22 protein-coding genes and 1 tRNA gene are annotated in these 15,056 nt (G+C 63.9%); 16 read left to right on the forward strand and 7 right to left on the reverse strand.

Annotated elements, in window-relative coordinates:
- Positions 1-204 precede the first annotated feature (204 nt).
- From CH296_RS20105 to CH296_RS20120, 5 genes are read left to right on the forward strand one after another with little or no spacing between them, the layout of a single operon-like run.
- Positions 205-402: a hypothetical protein gene (locus CH296_RS20105; protein ID WP_094685616.1), complete on the forward strand. Its 198-nt coding sequence runs from the start codon at positions 205-207 to the stop codon at positions 400-402.
- Positions 399-596, forward strand: a complete 198-nt coding sequence (locus CH296_RS20110) for a hypothetical protein (protein ID WP_094649980.1) — start codon at positions 399-401, stop codon at positions 594-596. The genes CH296_RS20105 and CH296_RS20110 overlap by 4 nt, the downstream gene beginning before the upstream one ends.
- Before the next feature lie 20 nt (positions 597-616).
- Positions 617-1,033 (forward strand): hypothetical protein, encoded by a 417-nt coding sequence (locus tag CH296_RS20115; RefSeq protein WP_094685617.1) that lies wholly within the window; start codon positions 617-619, stop codon positions 1,031-1,033.
- Positions 1,030-1,179 carry a hypothetical protein gene (locus tag CH296_RS29040; RefSeq protein ID WP_179277786.1) on the forward strand — a complete coding sequence of 50 codons (150 nt, stop codon included), beginning with the start codon at positions 1,030-1,032 and terminating at the stop codon, positions 1,177-1,179. Before CH296_RS20115 ends, CH296_RS29040 begins: the two co-directional genes overlap by 4 nt.
- Positions 1,176-1,466, forward strand: coding sequence for a hypothetical protein (locus tag CH296_RS20120; RefSeq protein ID WP_143546401.1), 291 nt, complete (start codon positions 1,176-1,178; stop codon positions 1,464-1,466). Before CH296_RS29040 ends, CH296_RS20120 begins: the two co-directional genes overlap by 4 nt.
- Here the strand turns inward: CH296_RS20120 and CH296_RS20125 are convergent, their stop codons facing one another.
- Positions 1,467-1,685 carry a hypothetical protein gene (locus CH296_RS20125; RefSeq protein ID WP_143546402.1) on the reverse strand — a complete coding sequence of 73 codons (219 nt, stop codon included), beginning with the start codon at positions 1,683-1,685 and terminating at the stop codon, positions 1,467-1,469. It lies immediately after the preceding gene.
- A 692-nt stretch (positions 1,686-2,377) separates the two neighbouring features.
- On the opposite strand from CH296_RS20125, the gene CH296_RS20130 reads away from it, so the two are divergent.
- The 3 genes from CH296_RS20130 to CH296_RS20140 all read left to right on the forward strand — a co-directional run bounded on the left by CH296_RS20130 (position 2,378) and on the right by CH296_RS20140 (position 4,259).
- Positions 2,378-2,659 carry a hypothetical protein gene (locus CH296_RS20130; protein ID WP_143546403.1) on the forward strand — a complete coding sequence of 94 codons (282 nt, stop codon included), beginning with the start codon at positions 2,378-2,380 and terminating at the stop codon, positions 2,657-2,659.
- A gap of 191 nt (positions 2,660-2,850) precedes the next feature.
- Positions 2,851-3,768 carry a tyrosine-type recombinase/integrase gene (locus CH296_RS20135; protein ID WP_143546404.1) on the forward strand — a complete coding sequence of 306 codons (918 nt, stop codon included), beginning with the start codon at positions 2,851-2,853 and terminating at the stop codon, positions 3,766-3,768.
- Between the two features lie 206 nt (positions 3,769-3,974).
- Positions 3,975-4,259, forward strand: coding sequence for a hypothetical protein (locus CH296_RS20140; protein ID WP_143546405.1), 285 nt, complete (start codon positions 3,975-3,977; stop codon positions 4,257-4,259).
- Between the two features lie 34 nt (positions 4,260-4,293).
- On the opposite strand, the gene CH296_RS20145 is transcribed toward CH296_RS20140, so the two are convergent.
- Positions 4,294-4,824 carry a DUF2637 domain-containing protein gene (locus CH296_RS20145; protein ID WP_094685623.1) on the reverse strand — a complete coding sequence of 177 codons (531 nt, stop codon included), beginning with the start codon at positions 4,822-4,824 and terminating at the stop codon, positions 4,294-4,296.
- Between the two features lie 12 nt (positions 4,825-4,836).
- Positions 4,837-5,703: a tyrosine-type recombinase/integrase gene (locus CH296_RS20150; RefSeq protein WP_256980520.1), complete on the reverse strand. Its 867-nt coding sequence runs from the start codon at positions 5,701-5,703 to the stop codon at positions 4,837-4,839.
- Between the two features lie 463 nt (positions 5,704-6,166).
- Between CH296_RS20150 and CH296_RS20155 the strand changes: the two genes are divergently transcribed.
- Positions 6,167-7,081, forward strand: coding sequence for a ScbA/BarX family gamma-butyrolactone biosynthesis protein (locus tag CH296_RS20155; protein WP_045194788.1), 915 nt, complete (start codon positions 6,167-6,169; stop codon positions 7,079-7,081).
- Here the strand turns inward: CH296_RS20155 and CH296_RS20160 are convergent.
- Positions 7,059-7,700 (reverse strand): ScbR family autoregulator-binding transcription factor, encoded by a 642-nt coding sequence (locus CH296_RS20160; protein WP_032394476.1) that lies wholly within the window; start codon positions 7,698-7,700, stop codon positions 7,059-7,061. The two genes, CH296_RS20155 and CH296_RS20160, sit on opposite strands and share 23 nt — an antisense overlap.
- Positions 7,701-7,782: 82 nt before the next feature.
- Here CH296_RS20160 and CH296_RS20165 point away from each other — a divergent pair, with 82 nt between their 5' ends.
- The 3 genes from CH296_RS20165 to CH296_RS20175 all read left to right on the forward strand — a co-directional run bounded on the left by CH296_RS20165 (position 7,783) and on the right by CH296_RS20175 (position 10,041).
- Positions 7,783-8,250 carry an NUDIX domain-containing protein gene (locus CH296_RS20165; protein ID WP_094685624.1) on the forward strand — a complete coding sequence of 156 codons (468 nt, stop codon included), beginning with the start codon at positions 7,783-7,785 and terminating at the stop codon, positions 8,248-8,250.
- Positions 8,251-8,324: 74 nt separating this feature from the next.
- Positions 8,325-8,522 (forward strand): hypothetical protein, encoded by a 198-nt coding sequence (locus CH296_RS20170; protein WP_032394474.1) that lies wholly within the window; start codon positions 8,325-8,327, stop codon positions 8,520-8,522.
- 52 nt (positions 8,523-8,574) lie between these two features.
- Complete coding sequence (locus CH296_RS20175) at positions 8,575-10,041, forward strand: MFS transporter (protein ID WP_094685625.1); 1,467 nt, start codon at positions 8,575-8,577, stop codon at positions 10,039-10,041.
- A 9-nt stretch (positions 10,042-10,050) separates the two neighbouring features.
- Here CH296_RS20175 and CH296_RS20180 read toward each other — a convergent pair whose 3' ends face one another.
- The gene (locus CH296_RS20180) at positions 10,051-10,806 is read right to left on the reverse strand and encodes a GAF and ANTAR domain-containing protein (protein WP_032394472.1); all 756 of its coding nucleotides are present in this window, start codon (positions 10,804-10,806) and stop codon (positions 10,051-10,053) included.
- A 114-nt stretch (positions 10,807-10,920) separates the two neighbouring features.
- Between CH296_RS20180 and CH296_RS20185 the strand changes: the two genes are divergently transcribed.
- From CH296_RS20185 to CH296_RS20200, 4 genes are all read left to right on the forward strand, one after another.
- A complete protein-coding gene (locus CH296_RS20185) occupies positions 10,921-11,388 on the forward strand; it encodes a universal stress protein (protein WP_032394471.1) in 468 nt (155 codons plus the stop codon).
- A gap of 106 nt (positions 11,389-11,494) precedes the next feature.
- On the forward strand, positions 11,495-13,285 hold the full coding sequence (locus tag CH296_RS20190) for a TIGR03767 family metallophosphoesterase (protein WP_094685710.1): 1,791 nt from the start codon (positions 11,495-11,497) through the stop codon (positions 13,283-13,285).
- Positions 13,282-13,632: a hypothetical protein gene (locus tag CH296_RS20195; protein WP_094685626.1), complete on the forward strand. Its 351-nt coding sequence runs from the start codon at positions 13,282-13,284 to the stop codon at positions 13,630-13,632. The genes CH296_RS20190 and CH296_RS20195 overlap by 4 nt, the downstream gene beginning before the upstream one ends.
- Positions 13,633-13,640: 8 nt before the next feature.
- Positions 13,641-14,279: an EI24 domain-containing protein gene (locus CH296_RS20200; RefSeq protein ID WP_094685627.1), complete on the forward strand. Its 639-nt coding sequence runs from the start codon at positions 13,641-13,643 to the stop codon at positions 14,277-14,279.
- Here CH296_RS20200 and CH296_RS20205 read toward each other — a convergent pair.
- Positions 14,220-14,837, reverse strand: a complete 618-nt coding sequence (locus tag CH296_RS20205) for a YdeI family protein (protein WP_094658025.1) — start codon at positions 14,835-14,837, stop codon at positions 14,220-14,222. The two genes, CH296_RS20200 and CH296_RS20205, sit on opposite strands and share 60 nt — an antisense overlap.
- 126 nt (positions 14,838-14,963) lie before the next feature.
- Positions 14,964-15,037 (reverse strand) — tRNA-Ile (locus CH296_RS20210).
- Positions 15,038-15,056 lie beyond the last annotated feature (19 nt).

Raw genomic sequence — 15,056 nt, forward strand, 5'->3', positions numbered from 1 at the left:
TCCCCGAAGTGCCTCCGGGGGACTACTCACTCGCCAGTCTTCCCATCATCGAACGACCGAAGCGTCGCGGCTGACGCGACATCAGCGCGAGCATTTATGTTCCAAGGCGAGTGTTGCAAGCGCACGCATAATATTGCTCGTCCAGCAATATTATTCTTGCGTTTGCAACACCTTCGGCACAGCTACCAGAGGAGGAGATCGGCTATGGGTGAGCTCCGAGTGGGGGACAGGGTCTGCCGCAGTTGGCCCGGCTGTGTCGACAGCGTCGGCGTCATCACCGAGATCACGTCGATCCGCACCATGTTCGTTCAGGAGCCGCTGGTTCCGGGCGCGATCGTGAAGGTGGAGTCGGGTCCGTTCTGGGGCCAGGTCGTGCCGTTCGAGTTGTCGGATCTGCAATGAACCTGACCAAGATCCGGAACGGCGAGTGCGGTGATCCCGGCCCCTACGCCGCGCACTGCACCGACTATCCCGGTCACCGGTACAGCTGCTACGACGCGACCGAGGACGTCTCGTTCAACCATCGCCAGGACTTCCGTCACGACTGCACCGATCCCGGTTGCGACCGGCAGCACTTCACCAACGAAGGAGACTGACGTGGCCGTATCATTGGCCGATGAACCTGCAGCGAGTCGAGATAACACTGACTGAGGAAATCGTCGATCAGCTAGCGGGGCCGTACCTGCGAGCCCTGCGGGATACGAAACAGAAGTACTGGCGTTGCACTGACGTCGCAACTTTCAACGAGTACGGCGGATTTGACTCGTGGCAGCCGTCGAAGTGGACGCCGAGATCGATATTCGCCACTGTTGACCGCCGGTCGATCCTGATGGACGCGCCGATCCACTTCCTCGTAGACAGGGACGTCGACAACCCAGCTTTCCGATGGTCATGGATCGAGAGTGCCCGGTATGACGTCGACCTCGATTCCGAGGATCACCCCCTGACGGCGCTGGAAGTCGAGTCGGCAGTGCAGCCCACAGTTGGGGAGTGGGTGCAAATCCCGGCATGGTCCAGTCGGACGACCTCATGACCAGCGAGCCAACCTTTATTCCGCCCGCCGACGAAGGACAAGCCGGGTGGGTGCTGCTCCCGGACGGCCGCTACGGCTACCGATACGAAGGCTCCGATGATGTGATCATCCACGATGCCCGCATGGTGAAAGAAGGTCAGCTGTGACACTTCACGTCGATATGCACATCAACTCGGACGCGATCGGTTCGATGCACGTCACACGGATTCTGAATGGGCCGGACGGGCTTCACGAGTATCGCGTGGAGTACCGGGACGAGAACAATCACTTCTACGTGGAGCTCTGTCATCAGGAATCGCGTGGTGCGTTGGAGCTCACGCGCCGCGCGATCGAGGCTGTGCAGGCCGAGCAGGCACGACAGGCTCAGTGGGTGATCGATCAGATGAAAGCCGTCTCGCGGTCCCGCGACATCATTGCCGACCTGTCGATGTAGTCAGGGCCCGATCTCGACCAGGCGGATCTCTTCGATGTCCTCGATTGAGTTCCTGCCGGCCTGAGTCCACGTTTCGTGGCCGGTATCGGCATCGCGCTCGTGCACCCATTCCGTGACCCATGAGCGGCTGGCCATCGCGGCCTTGAGTGTGGCGAAAGGTTCGGCCCTGCCACCCGAGGCTTCGTAGCTGAGTGTGTCGACCAGGTACACGGATGCCATGAAGTGATTGTAGGCGGCACGATGCACCGTCCCCTTTAACACTCGCGGTCGACTAGCGGGCCCGGCCGTCGAAGCTGCTGTCGGTGCACTCGACTGTCATCGGCGGTGTGTAGACCACCCGGCCACACTGCCGGCACGCATGCGTCCGGTGGTGGTGGATCTCGCAGGAGCAGACCTGCGATCCGACGAGGACGCGGCTACCGCCTAATTTGTGCCCAACTGGGCAATGGCTGGGCGCTGGCTCAGCCCATTGGTCGCCGACCCGGTACAGCTCCACAGGTGCCTCCCGAACGTGAGCGCGGGGCTCGGTCCGGCTTCCCTTCCGAACCTCACCCCGCTGTCTTGACCATAGCAGTCACTCGAACGGGTGTGCGACCAACTCTGCGAGGTGTTGCTGTGGCGGAACTGCCGTGCGTGTGGTGTCGAGGCGTCGGCCGGATTCCCGCAGGTGAAGTGCGCGCCGGCAAACATGTGACGGCCTGGCCCAGTCATACATGCCCGGACTGTGCTGGTGCCGGACTGCAAGAGCCGCGTGCGCCTCGGCGGTGGCCCAAGAACTGATCGGTGAGTATTGCCCGATCGCAAAGCTTCTCAACAGGAGGAGGTGTCGCCCTGTGTGGTGGCAGATAGGCGGAGCGGTCGCACTCGCGGTCGTGCTCGCATCGAATGAATTCACGAGAAGGAGCACCATCATGGCAGTAGGAGCAGAATCCGCCAAGGCCATCGCCGAGGTCCGCGAGGCCATCGCGATCGAGGTCGATCAGGCCGCGACGAAGATCATCGAGGCCACCGGAGCAGACGCGGACACCGCCGCCGAGATTCGTACCTTGCTCGACCCCGTCAAGGGCATCGTGCCTGACGCCGCGCTCGACAACGGTGGCGGTGACGCCGGCGGCAACCTCGAACCCGGTGAGTCCGGTGTGAACGACTCGGGTCAGACCGAGGCAGTGCAGACCGACGAGACCACGCTCTGACCTGATCAGGTCGGTGTGAACAAAGCCCCACCCGGAATCCGTTCCGGGTGGGGCTTTTTCGTGTCCAAAATCAGTACCGGTCCGCCCGTTTCGGGCGTACTGTGGCGAGAATTAGAAGCGGCCCCGGCCGGTGCGCTAACACCGATCGAGGCCTTGCCACCCACCAATCGATACATTGGAGCGTGACCGTGATGAACGGTACCGTGCAGCTTTCCGCTGCGCAGCCTATGGCCGTAATCGACCGCGAATTCTACGTCGAGTCTTTCCTGCAACGCTGGGACGGAAACACACGGATCAGCTATCGCGCCGACCTCATGATGTTCCTGTCATGGTGCGACACAGAAGGATTCGACGTTCTCGGACTCCGCCGACAGCACCTCGAAATGTACATGCGGTACCTCGCCGACGAACGCGGCAACTGCCCGTCGACGGTGCACCACCGCCTCGGCACACTGAAGCTCTTCTACGAGCTCGCACTCGACGACGATCTGATCACGAAAAACCCTGCGCGCCTGCTGAAGATGCCGAAGATTCAGCGAGCGGTCAACGAGAAGGTACACCTCGACCGCAGCGAGCTGCAGGCTGTGTGCAGAACGGCATACGACTCCTCACCTGTCGACTACGCGCTCGTGGTGATCATGGGCTACAACGGCTTACGGGTCTCCGAGGTGTGCAGTCTCGACGTCGGCGACGTGATGTCGTACTCGCGGGGCCATCGCATCATGCGCTTTGTGCAAAAGGGCGGTGCACAGGCAATCGTCCCTCAGCCACCGGTGGTCATGCGTGCCATCGATGCTGTCGTCGCCGACCGTTCGGAGGGGCCGTTGCTGCTGCGTAGCGACGGGACGCGCATGACTCGTCGCTCGGCCGACCGCGTCTGCAAACGTGTCGCCCGGGCAACCGGTATCACGATGAAGGTGTCACCACATACGTTCCGGCACAGCATGATCGTCAACGCAATCGACGCCGGAGTTCCACTGCGTGAGGTGCAGCTCGCTGCCCGGCACGCGGACATCTCGACGACGATTGGGATCTACGACCGAGGCCGTCGCAACCTCGACACTCACGCATCGCACACGTTGGCGGCGTACCTCGGCGCGGTGGCATAGCCGGACGGACCGGCACGGGACGCATGTTGAACGTACGACGGTGCGGGTCGTCGGCACTGCGACGGTGTCGACGACCCGCAGTCACTCGCCATGTAACGACTCACGGATCGCCGTACTCTGGTATGAATCACCCCATGACGACGAACCCTGGCCAGGCTGCGAGCCGACCAACGAAGCGGACGTGGCCGATTCTGGTCGCAGTTCTCGTGGTCGTGATTGCGGCCGTCGCAATCTTCAGCCTCGTCTTTGCTGACGATCCCGAGGACATGTCGATCGAAGCCTGCCAGAATGCTGTAGCTACGCAGTTGAAATCGCCGGCGACCGCTTCGTTCACACGCGTCGGTGCCTCTGAAGTCAGTGACGGCGTGTACAACGTTTCTGGTTACGTCGACGGACAGAACAGCTTCGGGGCGGTCGTCCGAATGAACTTCGTCTGCCGAGGCATCACATCTCCATACGTCACAGCTGACGACGTCACGGTGGACGACTGAAGCAGCGCCCTCCGCTGTAGTCGATAGCGTGCGCTCATGCCGTTTGACGCGCCTGACGAAACTGAGCTCCGAGATCGGCGACCTCGCCGTCGGGCTGTCGGGTGTGTGTGATCAAGGGTTGGACGCGCTGCGCGACGTGCACGATCTCTCCGCCCGTGGCAATGTCCGCGACGCCGTGTACCGAAGGTCTGCAAGCGAGCAGGTACGTCAGGTGGGTGACGGCCAGCAGTGACAGCGGCGGTACTGCGGCGACGAGGATTCGGACTGCGACGGGCAACTCCCCGGTGTACGTCGCGTGCAGTGAGTTGCCGGCCAGTGACAGGCTCGCGCCGATCCCGAGCAGGGTCCAGGCATACCAGCGGTGGTGGTCGAGGGCGACGACAGCGACGGTGGCGACGAGCACCAGACCGTCGACGATCAGTGGCCACACCCAGGCTTGCCCGGAGGGGACGCCGGACCTCACAGCGAGATCCCGGAGTGCGGTGAAGCTGAGCCAGAACGCGCCGAACGCGATGAGCGTGGTGCCGACCTTTGCTGTTGCGTCGGCAGGGCGGAAGCGAGACATGGTTTCTCCTGTTCAGGCCGCGTCGGCGAGTGCGTTGACTGCCGCGCGGAGGTCTTCGTTACTGGTGGCGAGGTAGCGCTGGGTGGTGGCGACGTTGGAGTGGCCGAGGAGGCGGCAGACGATCATGATGTCGCGCCCGCACGCCCGGTACATCCGTGTGGCGAAGCGGTGGCGGAGCTTGTGCATGGTCCACCCGACGGGGAGGAGATCGCCGACGAGCTTGCCGACGTAGTGCGCCGAGATGTGGCCGTCGACAGCACCGGGGAAGAGGTAGCCGTGTCGGCCGAGGCCGTACGTGTGTCCGCCCGGTCCCCGCAGGATGTCCTTCGCCAGCTTGTCGGTGATCGGGACGGTCCGCTGCTTTCCTCCCTTGCCGTGCACGACGAGCTCGTAGCCGTCGAACGACTCGAGTACGTCGTCGGTGTGGCATTTGGCGACTTCCTCACGCCGCATGCCGACCTCGTCGGCGAGCCGTGCAGCCATGAGCTCACGCGGATCCGCGTTGACGATCAGCTGGGCCCACATGTTGTCGGGGACCGGTCGTGGTCGTGGCCTCGACTCGGAGACCTTAGGGAGATCGATCGCCGGGTTCGTGGTGGCGATACCGACTGTGATGGCCCAGTCGAAGAACTTGATCAGCGACGACTTCAATCCGCGCCGATGATCTTTCGACCAGTTCTGATGCGCGGTGACGTGGACGATGTCGTCGGCGGTCACGGTGGCAGGAGAGTCGGACCCCAGTTTCCGGGCGACACCCCGAACGTGACTGCGGCGGGTGCGGATGGTGGTGGCGGGGGCACCTGCCGAGATGAGCCACTCGACCCATCGGATAACGGCGTCTTCCCACTCTGTCGGCAAGGAATACATTTGCTTGTGCATTCTGTGACTGTGACGCAGATAACGGGCAGCGTGGTTGGGTTTCTGGACACCCGTCCCAGAACCGTCGAGTCGATCTAGCGTCGAATGCAGGTGTGTCACCGTCAAGGTTACCTCACGCTGCCTGGGGAAACGCCAAGGTCAGGACGTTGTCCGACTGGTAATCGAAGGGTTCCTGGTTCGAGTCCAGGTGGGGGAGCGCAGTCCCCGTCCGGTTCGCCGGGTGGGGATTTTTGCTGTCGGGGGTAGGCCACCGGAGCCAAGGCGCGGCGCAGGAACGTACCGGACATGTGGTACCGCGAGTTCGAGCTAGATAACAGATCGTGACGGTTATTTCTGTATATCGAATGAATGAATCCCGTCGACCGATGTCAGTTTTGTCGGTCGTCCGCGACATACTGAACGAGCGATCCCGGTGGCTCGACAGTGCTGTTAAAAACCGGGTCGGTCGGTTTTAAGGGGCTTCATGAGTTTGAGTTACGCAGCAACCGTTCCACGACACCTCGTGCATCGGCGGTCTCCGGCCGACGTTCTGTTGACCGATTACGAGACCGTCGACGGCACCCATCGGGCGGCGGTCCAGTTCCCCACGTCGCATCGCATGTTCGCGCCGGTTCGCCGAACCCACGACTCGTTGATGGTGGCCGAGGCTCTACGCCAGGCAATCAGCCTCTTCTCCCACGTCAACCACGGCGTGCCACTCGATCACGTGGTGTTCATCGAGCACTCTCGCTTCGAGATCCTGGACCCGCTGTCGGTCGACGACATCGAAGACTCGCTTGTCGCAGAGTCGATCACGACCGACGTGACGTTCGAGAACGAGTCGCTGGACAACATGAAGCTCTCGGCCCGACTCCTGAACGGCACCCACCTCGTCGCGTCGGGGACGGCGTCGGTCCGGACCATCGGACCCGAGGTGTATTCGCAGGTTCGGAAGTCGACCGTTGCCGACCCCCACTTCCGTTTCCTGCCGGCCGGAACCGAGGTGGTCCCGCCGTCCTCCGTCGGACGCCTCGATCCGTCCGACGTGGTGCTGGCGCGGCACACATCCGACGGAACCATCGTCGTCGCGCCGGATCCGCGCAACCTGGCGATGTTCGACCATTCGGTCGAGTACCTGCCGGGCGTCACGATGCTCGAGGCAGCCCGTCAGGCTCTACGCTTGGCCACCGGAACACCGGCACTGGATTTCACCTCCTGCGAGGTGAGGTTCATGGGATTCGCCGAGTGGACCAACCCGTGCTCGGTGATCGTCGACACGGACTCCACCGACGGCGTCTTCCGTATTCAGTTCGAGCACGACGGCGCGGTGCTGTCGGCGATGTCCGTCACGGCGACGTCCGAACCGTGGTTGGCTCCTACCGATCGCTCCAGTCGATAAGGGCGTCCTCGGCAACTGACATCGCCCGCGGGAGGCGTCGGCGCGGCACCACAGCGGGCAGCAACATCTGCCACATCTCGGTCAGCCGCTGCTGTAGATCGGCACGTCCGGTCAGCATCTCCGAGACCGTCTGCACGCCGGTGAACGACGCAACGATGTAGCGGCCGAGCGTGAGTGCGTCCATACCGTCGACGATGTCGCCCTCGGCCTGAGCGCGTGCGGCCAGATCGCCCATCTTGCCGACCCAGTCCTCGAACGCTTGCGCATTGGGACTGCCCACGATGGCCGACTCCAAAGTCAACCGCATACCCCCGCGGGCGATCGATTCGGTCTGCAGTTGGCGTCCCAACTCCTTGCTCACCAGGATCAAGGCGTCCAACGCTTTCGGCGTCCGCTCGATGACGATGGCGCTCGCACTCGCCGCCATGGCCAGTTGCGCGTCGATCACGGCCTGCGCCAGATCTTCCTTGGACGAGAAATGGAAATACATCGCGCCTTTGCTGACCCCGGCATGGGCGATGATGGTGCTCAAACTTGCTGTGCCGTAACCGAACTTCTCGAAACTGGCGGCAGCACCTTCGAGTACGGCCTGCCTGGTGGACGCTGCACGCTCCTGCATCGGTCGACAATAACTGTTACCCGGGTTCGCGGCACGGCGTGCAGCAAGACATTCTCCTCCGGATTGATGGCAGGCTGAGACCATGGTCGATACGAGCGCAGGAATTCTGTTGTACCGCGTCGGAGTCGACGGTCCGGATGTGCTGATCGCTCACCCCGGCGGACCTTTCTGGGCTCGCAAGGACGACGGAGCCTGGTCGATCGTCAAAGGTCTGACCACCGACGGCGAAGACCCGTGGACGGCGGCGCAGCGAGAATTTCGCGAGGAAGTCGGGATCGACGTTCCCGCGGGAGATCACATCGAACTCGGCACGGTCACGCAGCGCGGCGGGAAGATCGTCACCGCGTTCGGCGTCGAGTCCGATCTGGATGTGTCGAATGCGGTGAGCAACACATTCGAGATCGAATGGCCTCCGAAATCCGGCATCATGACATCGTTTCCCGAGGTCGACCGCGTCGAGTGGTTTCCACTGGCTCAGGCGAGAGCGAAGTTGCTCGCCTCGCAGCACCCATTTCTGGACGCGCTGGAGGCAGTTGTCGCGGCACGGTAGTTTCGGCGCGGGTTCCCAGGGTATCCACCGGCCGGAAATGACGAGGGTCGCGGATGCAGGGTGGGAATCGAATCATGACGACGATGGATACGGCGGGCGCGAAAACCGTCTCGGAGGGAACTCGTGCCGAGACTTCGGTCGTGGATACATCGGTCGTGGAGACATCCCTCGTGGAGACTCAGTGGGGTGGCCGAATCGTCGCATCGGCGTTCGTGGTTCTGGCCGGCGGACTGTCGTGGGTCTTCGTCGCAACGGCAATGATCGGCCAGTGACCGAGGATCGGTCGGCCGATACCGCCCGGCGACAACGACGAAGGACAACACAGTGACCGACGGCATCGCCTCTGCAACCCCACCGGCAACAGAGGTTCCCAAACGCGCCTGGCAGGCGCTCGTGGTCCTTCTGCTCGGAATGTTCATGGCGTTGCTCGACACCACCATCGTCAACGTGGCGCTCCCGACGATCAGCACCACGTTGGAAGCGTCGGAATCGGTTCTGTCGTGGATCATCTCGGGGTACGCACTCGCCTTCGGCCTGGCTCTCATCCCGGCAGGCAAGGTGGGCGACCGGATCGGCCACAAGTGGGTCTTCTTCACCGGGCTCGCCCTCTTCACCCTCGCGAGTTTCGCGTGTGGGCTGGCTCAGGACGACCTGCAGCTGGTCGTCGCGCGAGTCGTGCAGGGTCTGGCCGGCGGTATGTTCGTCCCCGCGGTCACGGCGTTCATTCAACTGCTGTTTCCAGGTCCGGTGCGAGGCAAGGCATTCGCCATCATGGGTGCGGTCATCGGCGTCTCGACTGCGCTCGGACCGATCGCGGGCGGCCTCATCATCCAGGCTTTCGGCGACGAGAACGGCTGGCGGCTGGTCTTCTGGGTCAACCTACCGATCGGAATCGTCGGTCTCGTCGCGGCTGCAGTGCTGCTCCCGAGCAAGACCGACACCGAACCGACGGCCCGCCCAGGAATCGACTGGCTCGGACTGTTGCTCATCTCGGCAGGACTCATCGCACTGCTCGTTCCGCTGATCGAGGGCCAGGAATCGGGCTGGCCGATGTGGACCTACCTGACGATCGCCGCAGGCCTCGGCCTCATCGCGCTGTTCGGCCGGTGGGAAGTGATCCGGAGCGGCCGCGGACAGAATCCGTTGGTGCCGCCTCGATTGTTCACCCGTCCCGCGTTCACCGGAGGTGTGATCCTCGCGCTCGTCTACTTCGCCGCCTTCACGAGCATCTTCTTCACCATCTCGCTGCTGTGGCAGACCGGGCTGGGCAACACGGCACTGGCATCGGGACTGGTGTCCATACCGTTCGCCATCGGCAGCATCATTGCCGCCTCGCAGAGCAACAGGCTGACGATCCGGCTCGGTCGTACCGTTCTCGTACTCGGGGCCTCGCTCGTCTCGATCGGGCTGATCTGGCTGTGGATCATCCTTGCGACCAGCTCCGCCGACGCGATCTCGCACTGGACGCTGTTGGTTCCACTGTTCATCGCAGGTCTGGGCAACGGCGCGTTCATCGCACCCAACGCGCAGTTCATCGTCGCGACCGTCGATCGCGACGACGCGGGAGCCGCGAGCGGGGTCATCTCCACCATGCAGCGCGTCGGCTCCGCGATCGGCATCGCCGTCATCGGTAGTGTGCTGTTCGGATCTCTGACCATCACCGGCCCCGATACCGTCGGCTCCGGCTTTCTGCACGGCGCGGCCATGGCGATGGCCGTGAGTGCCGCGTTCAGTCTCGTGGCACTGGCGTTGGTGTTCGCGCTCCCCAAGAAGGTCCAGAGTGGGCACTGAGCGCACAGCTCAGGACTTCAAGCCCTTGCTGTGCCGATCGACCACGGTTGCTGCGAGGTCGGCGATCTTGACGTTCAGGTCCTGAGAGGACTTACGCAACAGGGCGAACGCCTCGTCGCCGGACACATCGTGCAGAGCCATGATCAGGCCGATCGCCTTGCCGATCTCACGGTTGCTCTCGAGTCCGTCACGCAGAGTCGACGCCTCCTGACCGTTCATGACCGCAGCAACGGCGACGGCCGTGAACGCCGTCAGAATGATCGCCTTGCTCGCGCTGTCGGCGTCGAACACACCCGGCTCGTCGGTGAACAGGTTGAGCGCGCCCACCTTCTGATCGTCCACCTTCAGGCGAAATCCCATGGCCCCTCGCACCGGCGTGCGGTTCAACACACCGCGAGCCATCGCGGGCCACTGCGTCGGTGTCCGGAAGTCGGCCTCGAGCTGCGCCGCCTCGCTGGTGATCGCGTCCAGACACGGGCCTTCGCCGGTGGCGCGCTCGATGTCGTCGATGACACGAGCGACGTCGTCGGAGGCCGCGACGGTGACGGGCTTTCCGTGACGCATCAGCATCAGGCTGGCGTGATCACAGTGGGGAACGATCAGCACGGCGGCATTGCAGATCGCGGTGTAGATCTCTTCCGCGCTGCTGCCTCGGTACACGATGTCGGCCAGTGCGGCGAACACGGTGGCCGGGTCGGTCACCGGGCCGTCGGTGGAGCCTGCAGGAACGGCTGGAGGTCCGCTCGGCTGCGATTCGTCGTTCATTGGTTACTTCCGTCCAGTGTGTGAGCATCGAGTGACCGGGACTCGGAGTGCATCAACCGTACCGTCACCGGATCGGGTGGCCGATAGGACGGGTCTCGGCAGTAGCCTCGACTGGTGAGCGACGCACAAGGATCCACCGGTTTCGAGTACGGCCACGACGGTCCGAAGTCGATCGTGGTGGGTGTCGACGGTTCCGATTCCTCCTGGCGCGCCGCCGCCTATGCGGCAGGGCTCGCTCGTAGACAGCGGTCTCTGCTGGTGCTGGTGTACGTGCAACCCATTGCGACGGCGTCGTGGGGCCAGGCCGGCATCTCTCTCGTCGAAACCGGCCAGCAGATCGCCGACGAGTTGCTCGAGTACGTCCGTGCCTCCGCTGCACGATTCGGGGATCGGGAACACGTGCGGTGGGAGTTCCGGACCGCGCAGGGCGACCCGTACAACGGGCTGATCGCCGTGGCAGAGCAACTGCGCACCGACGCGGTCGTAGTGGGGGCGTCCGAGACTGCGGGCCACCGAATCGCAGGTTCGGTGGCGGTGCGGTTGGTCAAGGCGGGCCGCTGGCCGGTGACCGTGGTGCCCTGAACGATCCGAAATCGAGCCTGTCTGCCGTCGGCCCTGTAAAAATAGGCAGTCACCTCGTCGGATGCGAGGCGGACGTGGTGCCGTTCTCGAGGATCCGAGGAGTTCCATGGCTGGGCTGTCGCGTCGACACTTCATCGCTCGGGTGGGCGCGCTCGCGGCGGCCTGGGGAATTGCACCCCACGTGCTGGGTCAGGCTCTCGTTGCGCGCGCCCAACCTGTGGAGGCGGACGGGACCGGAACACTGGCGCAGACGATCCTGCGAACCTCGACCGGGCCGGGCAAGTACCGCGTACTCGGTACCGGACCGGGAGAGCCCTACGTCGCTCGCCTGGACGTCCTCGGACGAGCGCCGAGTCCGTCGAGGGTGCAGTCCCGGCGGTCGTTGCTCTACCTCGGACACCTCTCGGACATGCACGTCATCGATGCGCAGTCGCCCGGACGGATCGAGCCGATGATCGTCTCCGACCATGCCGCCTGGGGCTCGGCGTTCCATCCGCAGGATCCGCTGACCGTGCACGTCACCGCGGCGATGGTGAAGGCGTTCGCGGATGCGCGGATCAGCCCGGTCACCGGCGCACCGATGGGAGCGGCCGTGGTCACCGGGGACAGTGCCGACATGCATTCTCATCTCGAACTACGCTGGTACATAGACGTTCTCGACGGAGTCCCGGTTCGGCCGACGAGCGGGGCCGCGAACGTCTTCGAGGGTGTTCAGGCCTGGCCGGAGGCGCAGTGGGCCTATCGGCCCGGTGACCCGTCGGGAGGATCGTTCGGCGACTACGGATTCCCGACGCTTCCCGACCTCCTCGACCAGGCGATATCGGGCACCGTCGAATCGGTGGGTCTACCCGTGCCGTGGTACTCGGTGTACGGCAACCACGACACCCTGTTGCTCGGCACCTTCGATCTGTCCTCGCAACTGCACGCGCTCGCTGTCGGTGGTCGCAAGGCGTACACGCTCGAGGCGACAGCCACCTCGGCACTGGCCGGCTATGCCTCGACTGCGAGTCCGCTGCAACGAATGGTCGATGCGCTCGGCGTGGGATCCGGTGCGCGACCGGGGTTTCGCGCGGTGTCCGCCGATCCGGCTCGATATCTGTTCGAGCAACGCGAGTTCATGGCGGAGCACTTCGAGACCACCCCGACGCCGGGTCCGATCGGTCACGGCTTCACCCAACACAACCTCGACTCCGGCGAGACCTGGTGGACCGCAGACCCCACACCGAACATTCGCACGTTCGGGCTCGACACGTGCAATGCCGTCGCCGGTCCCGACGGTGCGGTTCCGGAGAACCAATTCGCGTGGCTCACCCAGCAATTGGAGCGGGCGCAGGCCGAGAACAAGCTCGTACTGATCTACACGCACCACAACAGCCTGACACTGGAGAACCGAGCACAGCGGCCAGGGCAATCGGTGAAGCTCTACGGCGCAGACGAATTCGTCGATCTGCTGCTGAAGTATCCGGTGGTGATCGGTTGGCTCAACGGCCACACCCACCAGAACCAAATTCTGGCGCACTCGCGAGACGGACGAGGATTCTGGGAGATCACGACCGCGTCGTGCATCGATTTCCCGCAGCAGCAGCAGGTGGTCGAGATCGTCGACAACCGAGACGGGACACTGTCGCTGTTCACCACCGTTCTCGATCACGCATCTCCGGTCACGCCCGGAAACAGTGGCAGCTACCTGGATCTGGCGTCCCGTAGCCGTGAGTTGGCGGCCAACGACTGGGCCGAGAATCCGCTGATGCGGAGGGGTTCGCGCCTCGATCGCAACACCGAGCTGCTCCTGCCTGCACCGTTCGATCTGAGCAGCATCACCGATGCCGCGCTCGAGCAGCAACACCTGGACGAGCACGCGAGACTGATCGCCTACGAGACGAGGCAGGGCCGATGAACAGTGTTGGCAGGACGATCCTGCTGTTGTCTGTGCTGGTGGCGTGCGCGGGGTGCTCGCAGACCGCCGCACTCGCCCCGGTCGGTGGTGCCGAGCTCGGTGACCTCCGCTACGCAGTGAACGACGTCTTGTTCGAGAAGGGGATCGAGATCCTGGTCGCACCGGTGTGCTCGGGTACCGGAGCCGATATCGAATGTGCCGGGGAGACAACCGACAACGAGGCGATCACCGGTTCGGCCACCTCGGACGACGCGAGCACCGTCGAGGTCAAGGTCGGTACGGAGGTCCTCTACTCGGGGTCGGTGCAGGACGTGCTCGATCGCAATTCGACGGTCGGTGCACCGTGAGGGGGAGTGTGGTTCTCGCTGCCGTGGTGGTCGTGTCGGCACTGGTTCAGGCGCTGACCGTACTGGGGGATCCGGTTCCGATGTCGTCCCTCGGTTTCGCGGGGCTGGTTGCGGCCTCCGCCGCGGCACTGGTGATCGCACTGTGGATCACCGCATCGACGGCACTCGACGTGGCGGACGGCAAAGCGTCCGATGCACTGGGTCGGGCGTGGCGACGGCCGCGTGTCCTGATGTGGTGCGTGGCGTTGACTCTGGTGGCCGTTGCGCTGGCGATTCTGTTCCCACTGCTTCCGATCATCGTGATTCTGGTTGCGCTGCTGGTGCTTCCGGCCGTGGCCGACGGGCAACAAAATCCGTTCCGCGCAGCGTCGGCGACTGTCCGGCAGTCCCCGGGGCGGTGCGCAATCGCCGCAGTCGTCACGATTGTTGCCTACGTCCTCGCCTGGGTCGTGGCACTGGTACTGGGCTTCTTCGTCACCGGTGTTGTGGCCGCGTTCGTCACGTGGCTGTGGTTCGGGGCGAATACCGCTGCGTTGCTAATCCTTTGGTCGCGGCTGTATCGAAGGGCGGCGATGCTTCGACTGCACTCAGCCGCGGGCTCGCCGACCGGCCGCGGCCTCGGCGACGATGTGCGCGATTCGAGCTGAGCGAGTGGCGTCTCGCGCAGCGCTGACGACCCACCACAGCATCTGTTTGCGGGCACTGGGCGGAAAACCGTCCCAGGTGCTCCGGGCGTTCGGGTCTCGGTTCAGGGCAGTTGCCAGTTCGAGTGGTTCCTCGAGGTCTTCGACCTGATCGGCAATCGTCCACCAGCCGTTGGCCTTCGCGGCAGCGATGGCACGTCGGCCTGCTTCGGTCATGAGGCCGCTGTCTTCCATATCGGCTGCGCGTTCTCGGTTGAGCCGGGTCCACGGACTCTTGGGCCTGCGTGGCGTGAACATCTGCACGCTGCGCTCGTCGTCGAGGTTGCTGCCGGTGGAATCGATCCAACCGAAGCAGATGGCTTCCTCGACGGCGTCCGGGTACGGGCACCGTGGCCGGGTGGTGGTGTTGCGCCACGAACACAGCCACACGCCACGGGTGGATGCATGATGGAGCTCGAGCCAAGTACGCCACTGTGTCCGAGTCTCGGCGTGAAAAATCGGGTACTCGAACTTCCACGTCGGCGGGTGGTCGGATGCCGTCGGCGGCTCCGGTGACGTCACGTGCTCGCGCAATCTACTGCTGCCGGTGCCACCTCGCCGCGGTTCCACATTGCTTCAGTGTGCTCGCCGTCGAGGAAATCTGCTGTCCCATTGTCGGGTGAAGATCGCGAACACCGGACCTCGTCGTGGGGCGGGCGGGGCTCGAACCCGCGACCAATGGATTATGAGTCCACGGCTCTAACCGACTGAGCTACCGCCCCATGCCCGTACCAGGTACGA

This window comes from Rhodococcus sp. 14-2496-1d (genome assembly GCF_002259365.1).
GTDB lineage: Bacteria > Actinomycetota > Actinomycetes > Mycobacteriales > Mycobacteriaceae > Rhodococcoides.

Coding starts and splice junctions, on each gene's coding strand:
- CH296_RS20105 (WP_094685616.1), top strand. CDS start 205: ATGGGTGAGCTCCGAGTGGGGGACAGGGTCTGCCGCAGTTGGCCCGGC.
- CH296_RS20110 (WP_094649980.1), top strand. CDS start 399: ATGAACCTGACCAAGATCCGGAACGGCGAGTGCGGTGATCCCGGCCCC.
- CH296_RS20115 (WP_094685617.1), top strand. CDS start 617: ATGAACCTGCAGCGAGTCGAGATAACACTGACTGAGGAAATCGTCGAT.
- CH296_RS29040 (WP_179277786.1), top strand. CDS start 1,030: ATGACCAGCGAGCCAACCTTTATTCCGCCCGCCGACGAAGGACAAGCC.
- CH296_RS20125 (WP_143546402.1), bottom strand. CDS start 1,685: ATGGCATCCGTGTACCTGGTCGACACACTCAGCTACGAAGCCTCGGGT.
- CH296_RS20130 (WP_143546403.1), top strand. CDS start 2,378: ATGGCAGTAGGAGCAGAATCCGCCAAGGCCATCGCCGAGGTCCGCGAG.
- CH296_RS20135 (WP_143546404.1), top strand. CDS start 2,851: ATGAACGGTACCGTGCAGCTTTCCGCTGCGCAGCCTATGGCCGTAATC.
- CH296_RS20145 (WP_094685623.1), bottom strand. CDS start 4,824: ATGTCTCGCTTCCGCCCTGCCGACGCAACAGCAAAGGTCGGCACCACG.
- CH296_RS20150 (WP_256980520.1), bottom strand. CDS start 5,703: ATGCACAAGCAAATGTATTCCTTGCCGACAGAGTGGGAAGACGCCGTT.
- CH296_RS20155 (WP_045194788.1), top strand. CDS start 6,167: ATGAGTTTGAGTTACGCAGCAACCGTTCCACGACACCTCGTGCATCGG.
- CH296_RS20160 (WP_032394476.1), bottom strand. CDS start 7,700: ATGCAGGAGCGTGCAGCGTCCACCAGGCAGGCCGTACTCGAAGGTGCT.
- CH296_RS20165 (WP_094685624.1), top strand. CDS start 7,783: ATGGTCGATACGAGCGCAGGAATTCTGTTGTACCGCGTCGGAGTCGAC.
- CH296_RS20170 (WP_032394474.1), top strand. CDS start 8,325: ATGACGACGATGGATACGGCGGGCGCGAAAACCGTCTCGGAGGGAACT.
- CH296_RS20180 (WP_032394472.1), bottom strand. CDS start 10,806: ATGAACGACGAATCGCAGCCGAGCGGACCTCCAGCCGTTCCTGCAGGC.
- CH296_RS20190 (WP_094685710.1), top strand. CDS start 11,495: ATGGCTGGGCTGTCGCGTCGACACTTCATCGCTCGGGTGGGCGCGCTC.
- CH296_RS20195 (WP_094685626.1), top strand. CDS start 13,282: ATGAACAGTGTTGGCAGGACGATCCTGCTGTTGTCTGTGCTGGTGGCG.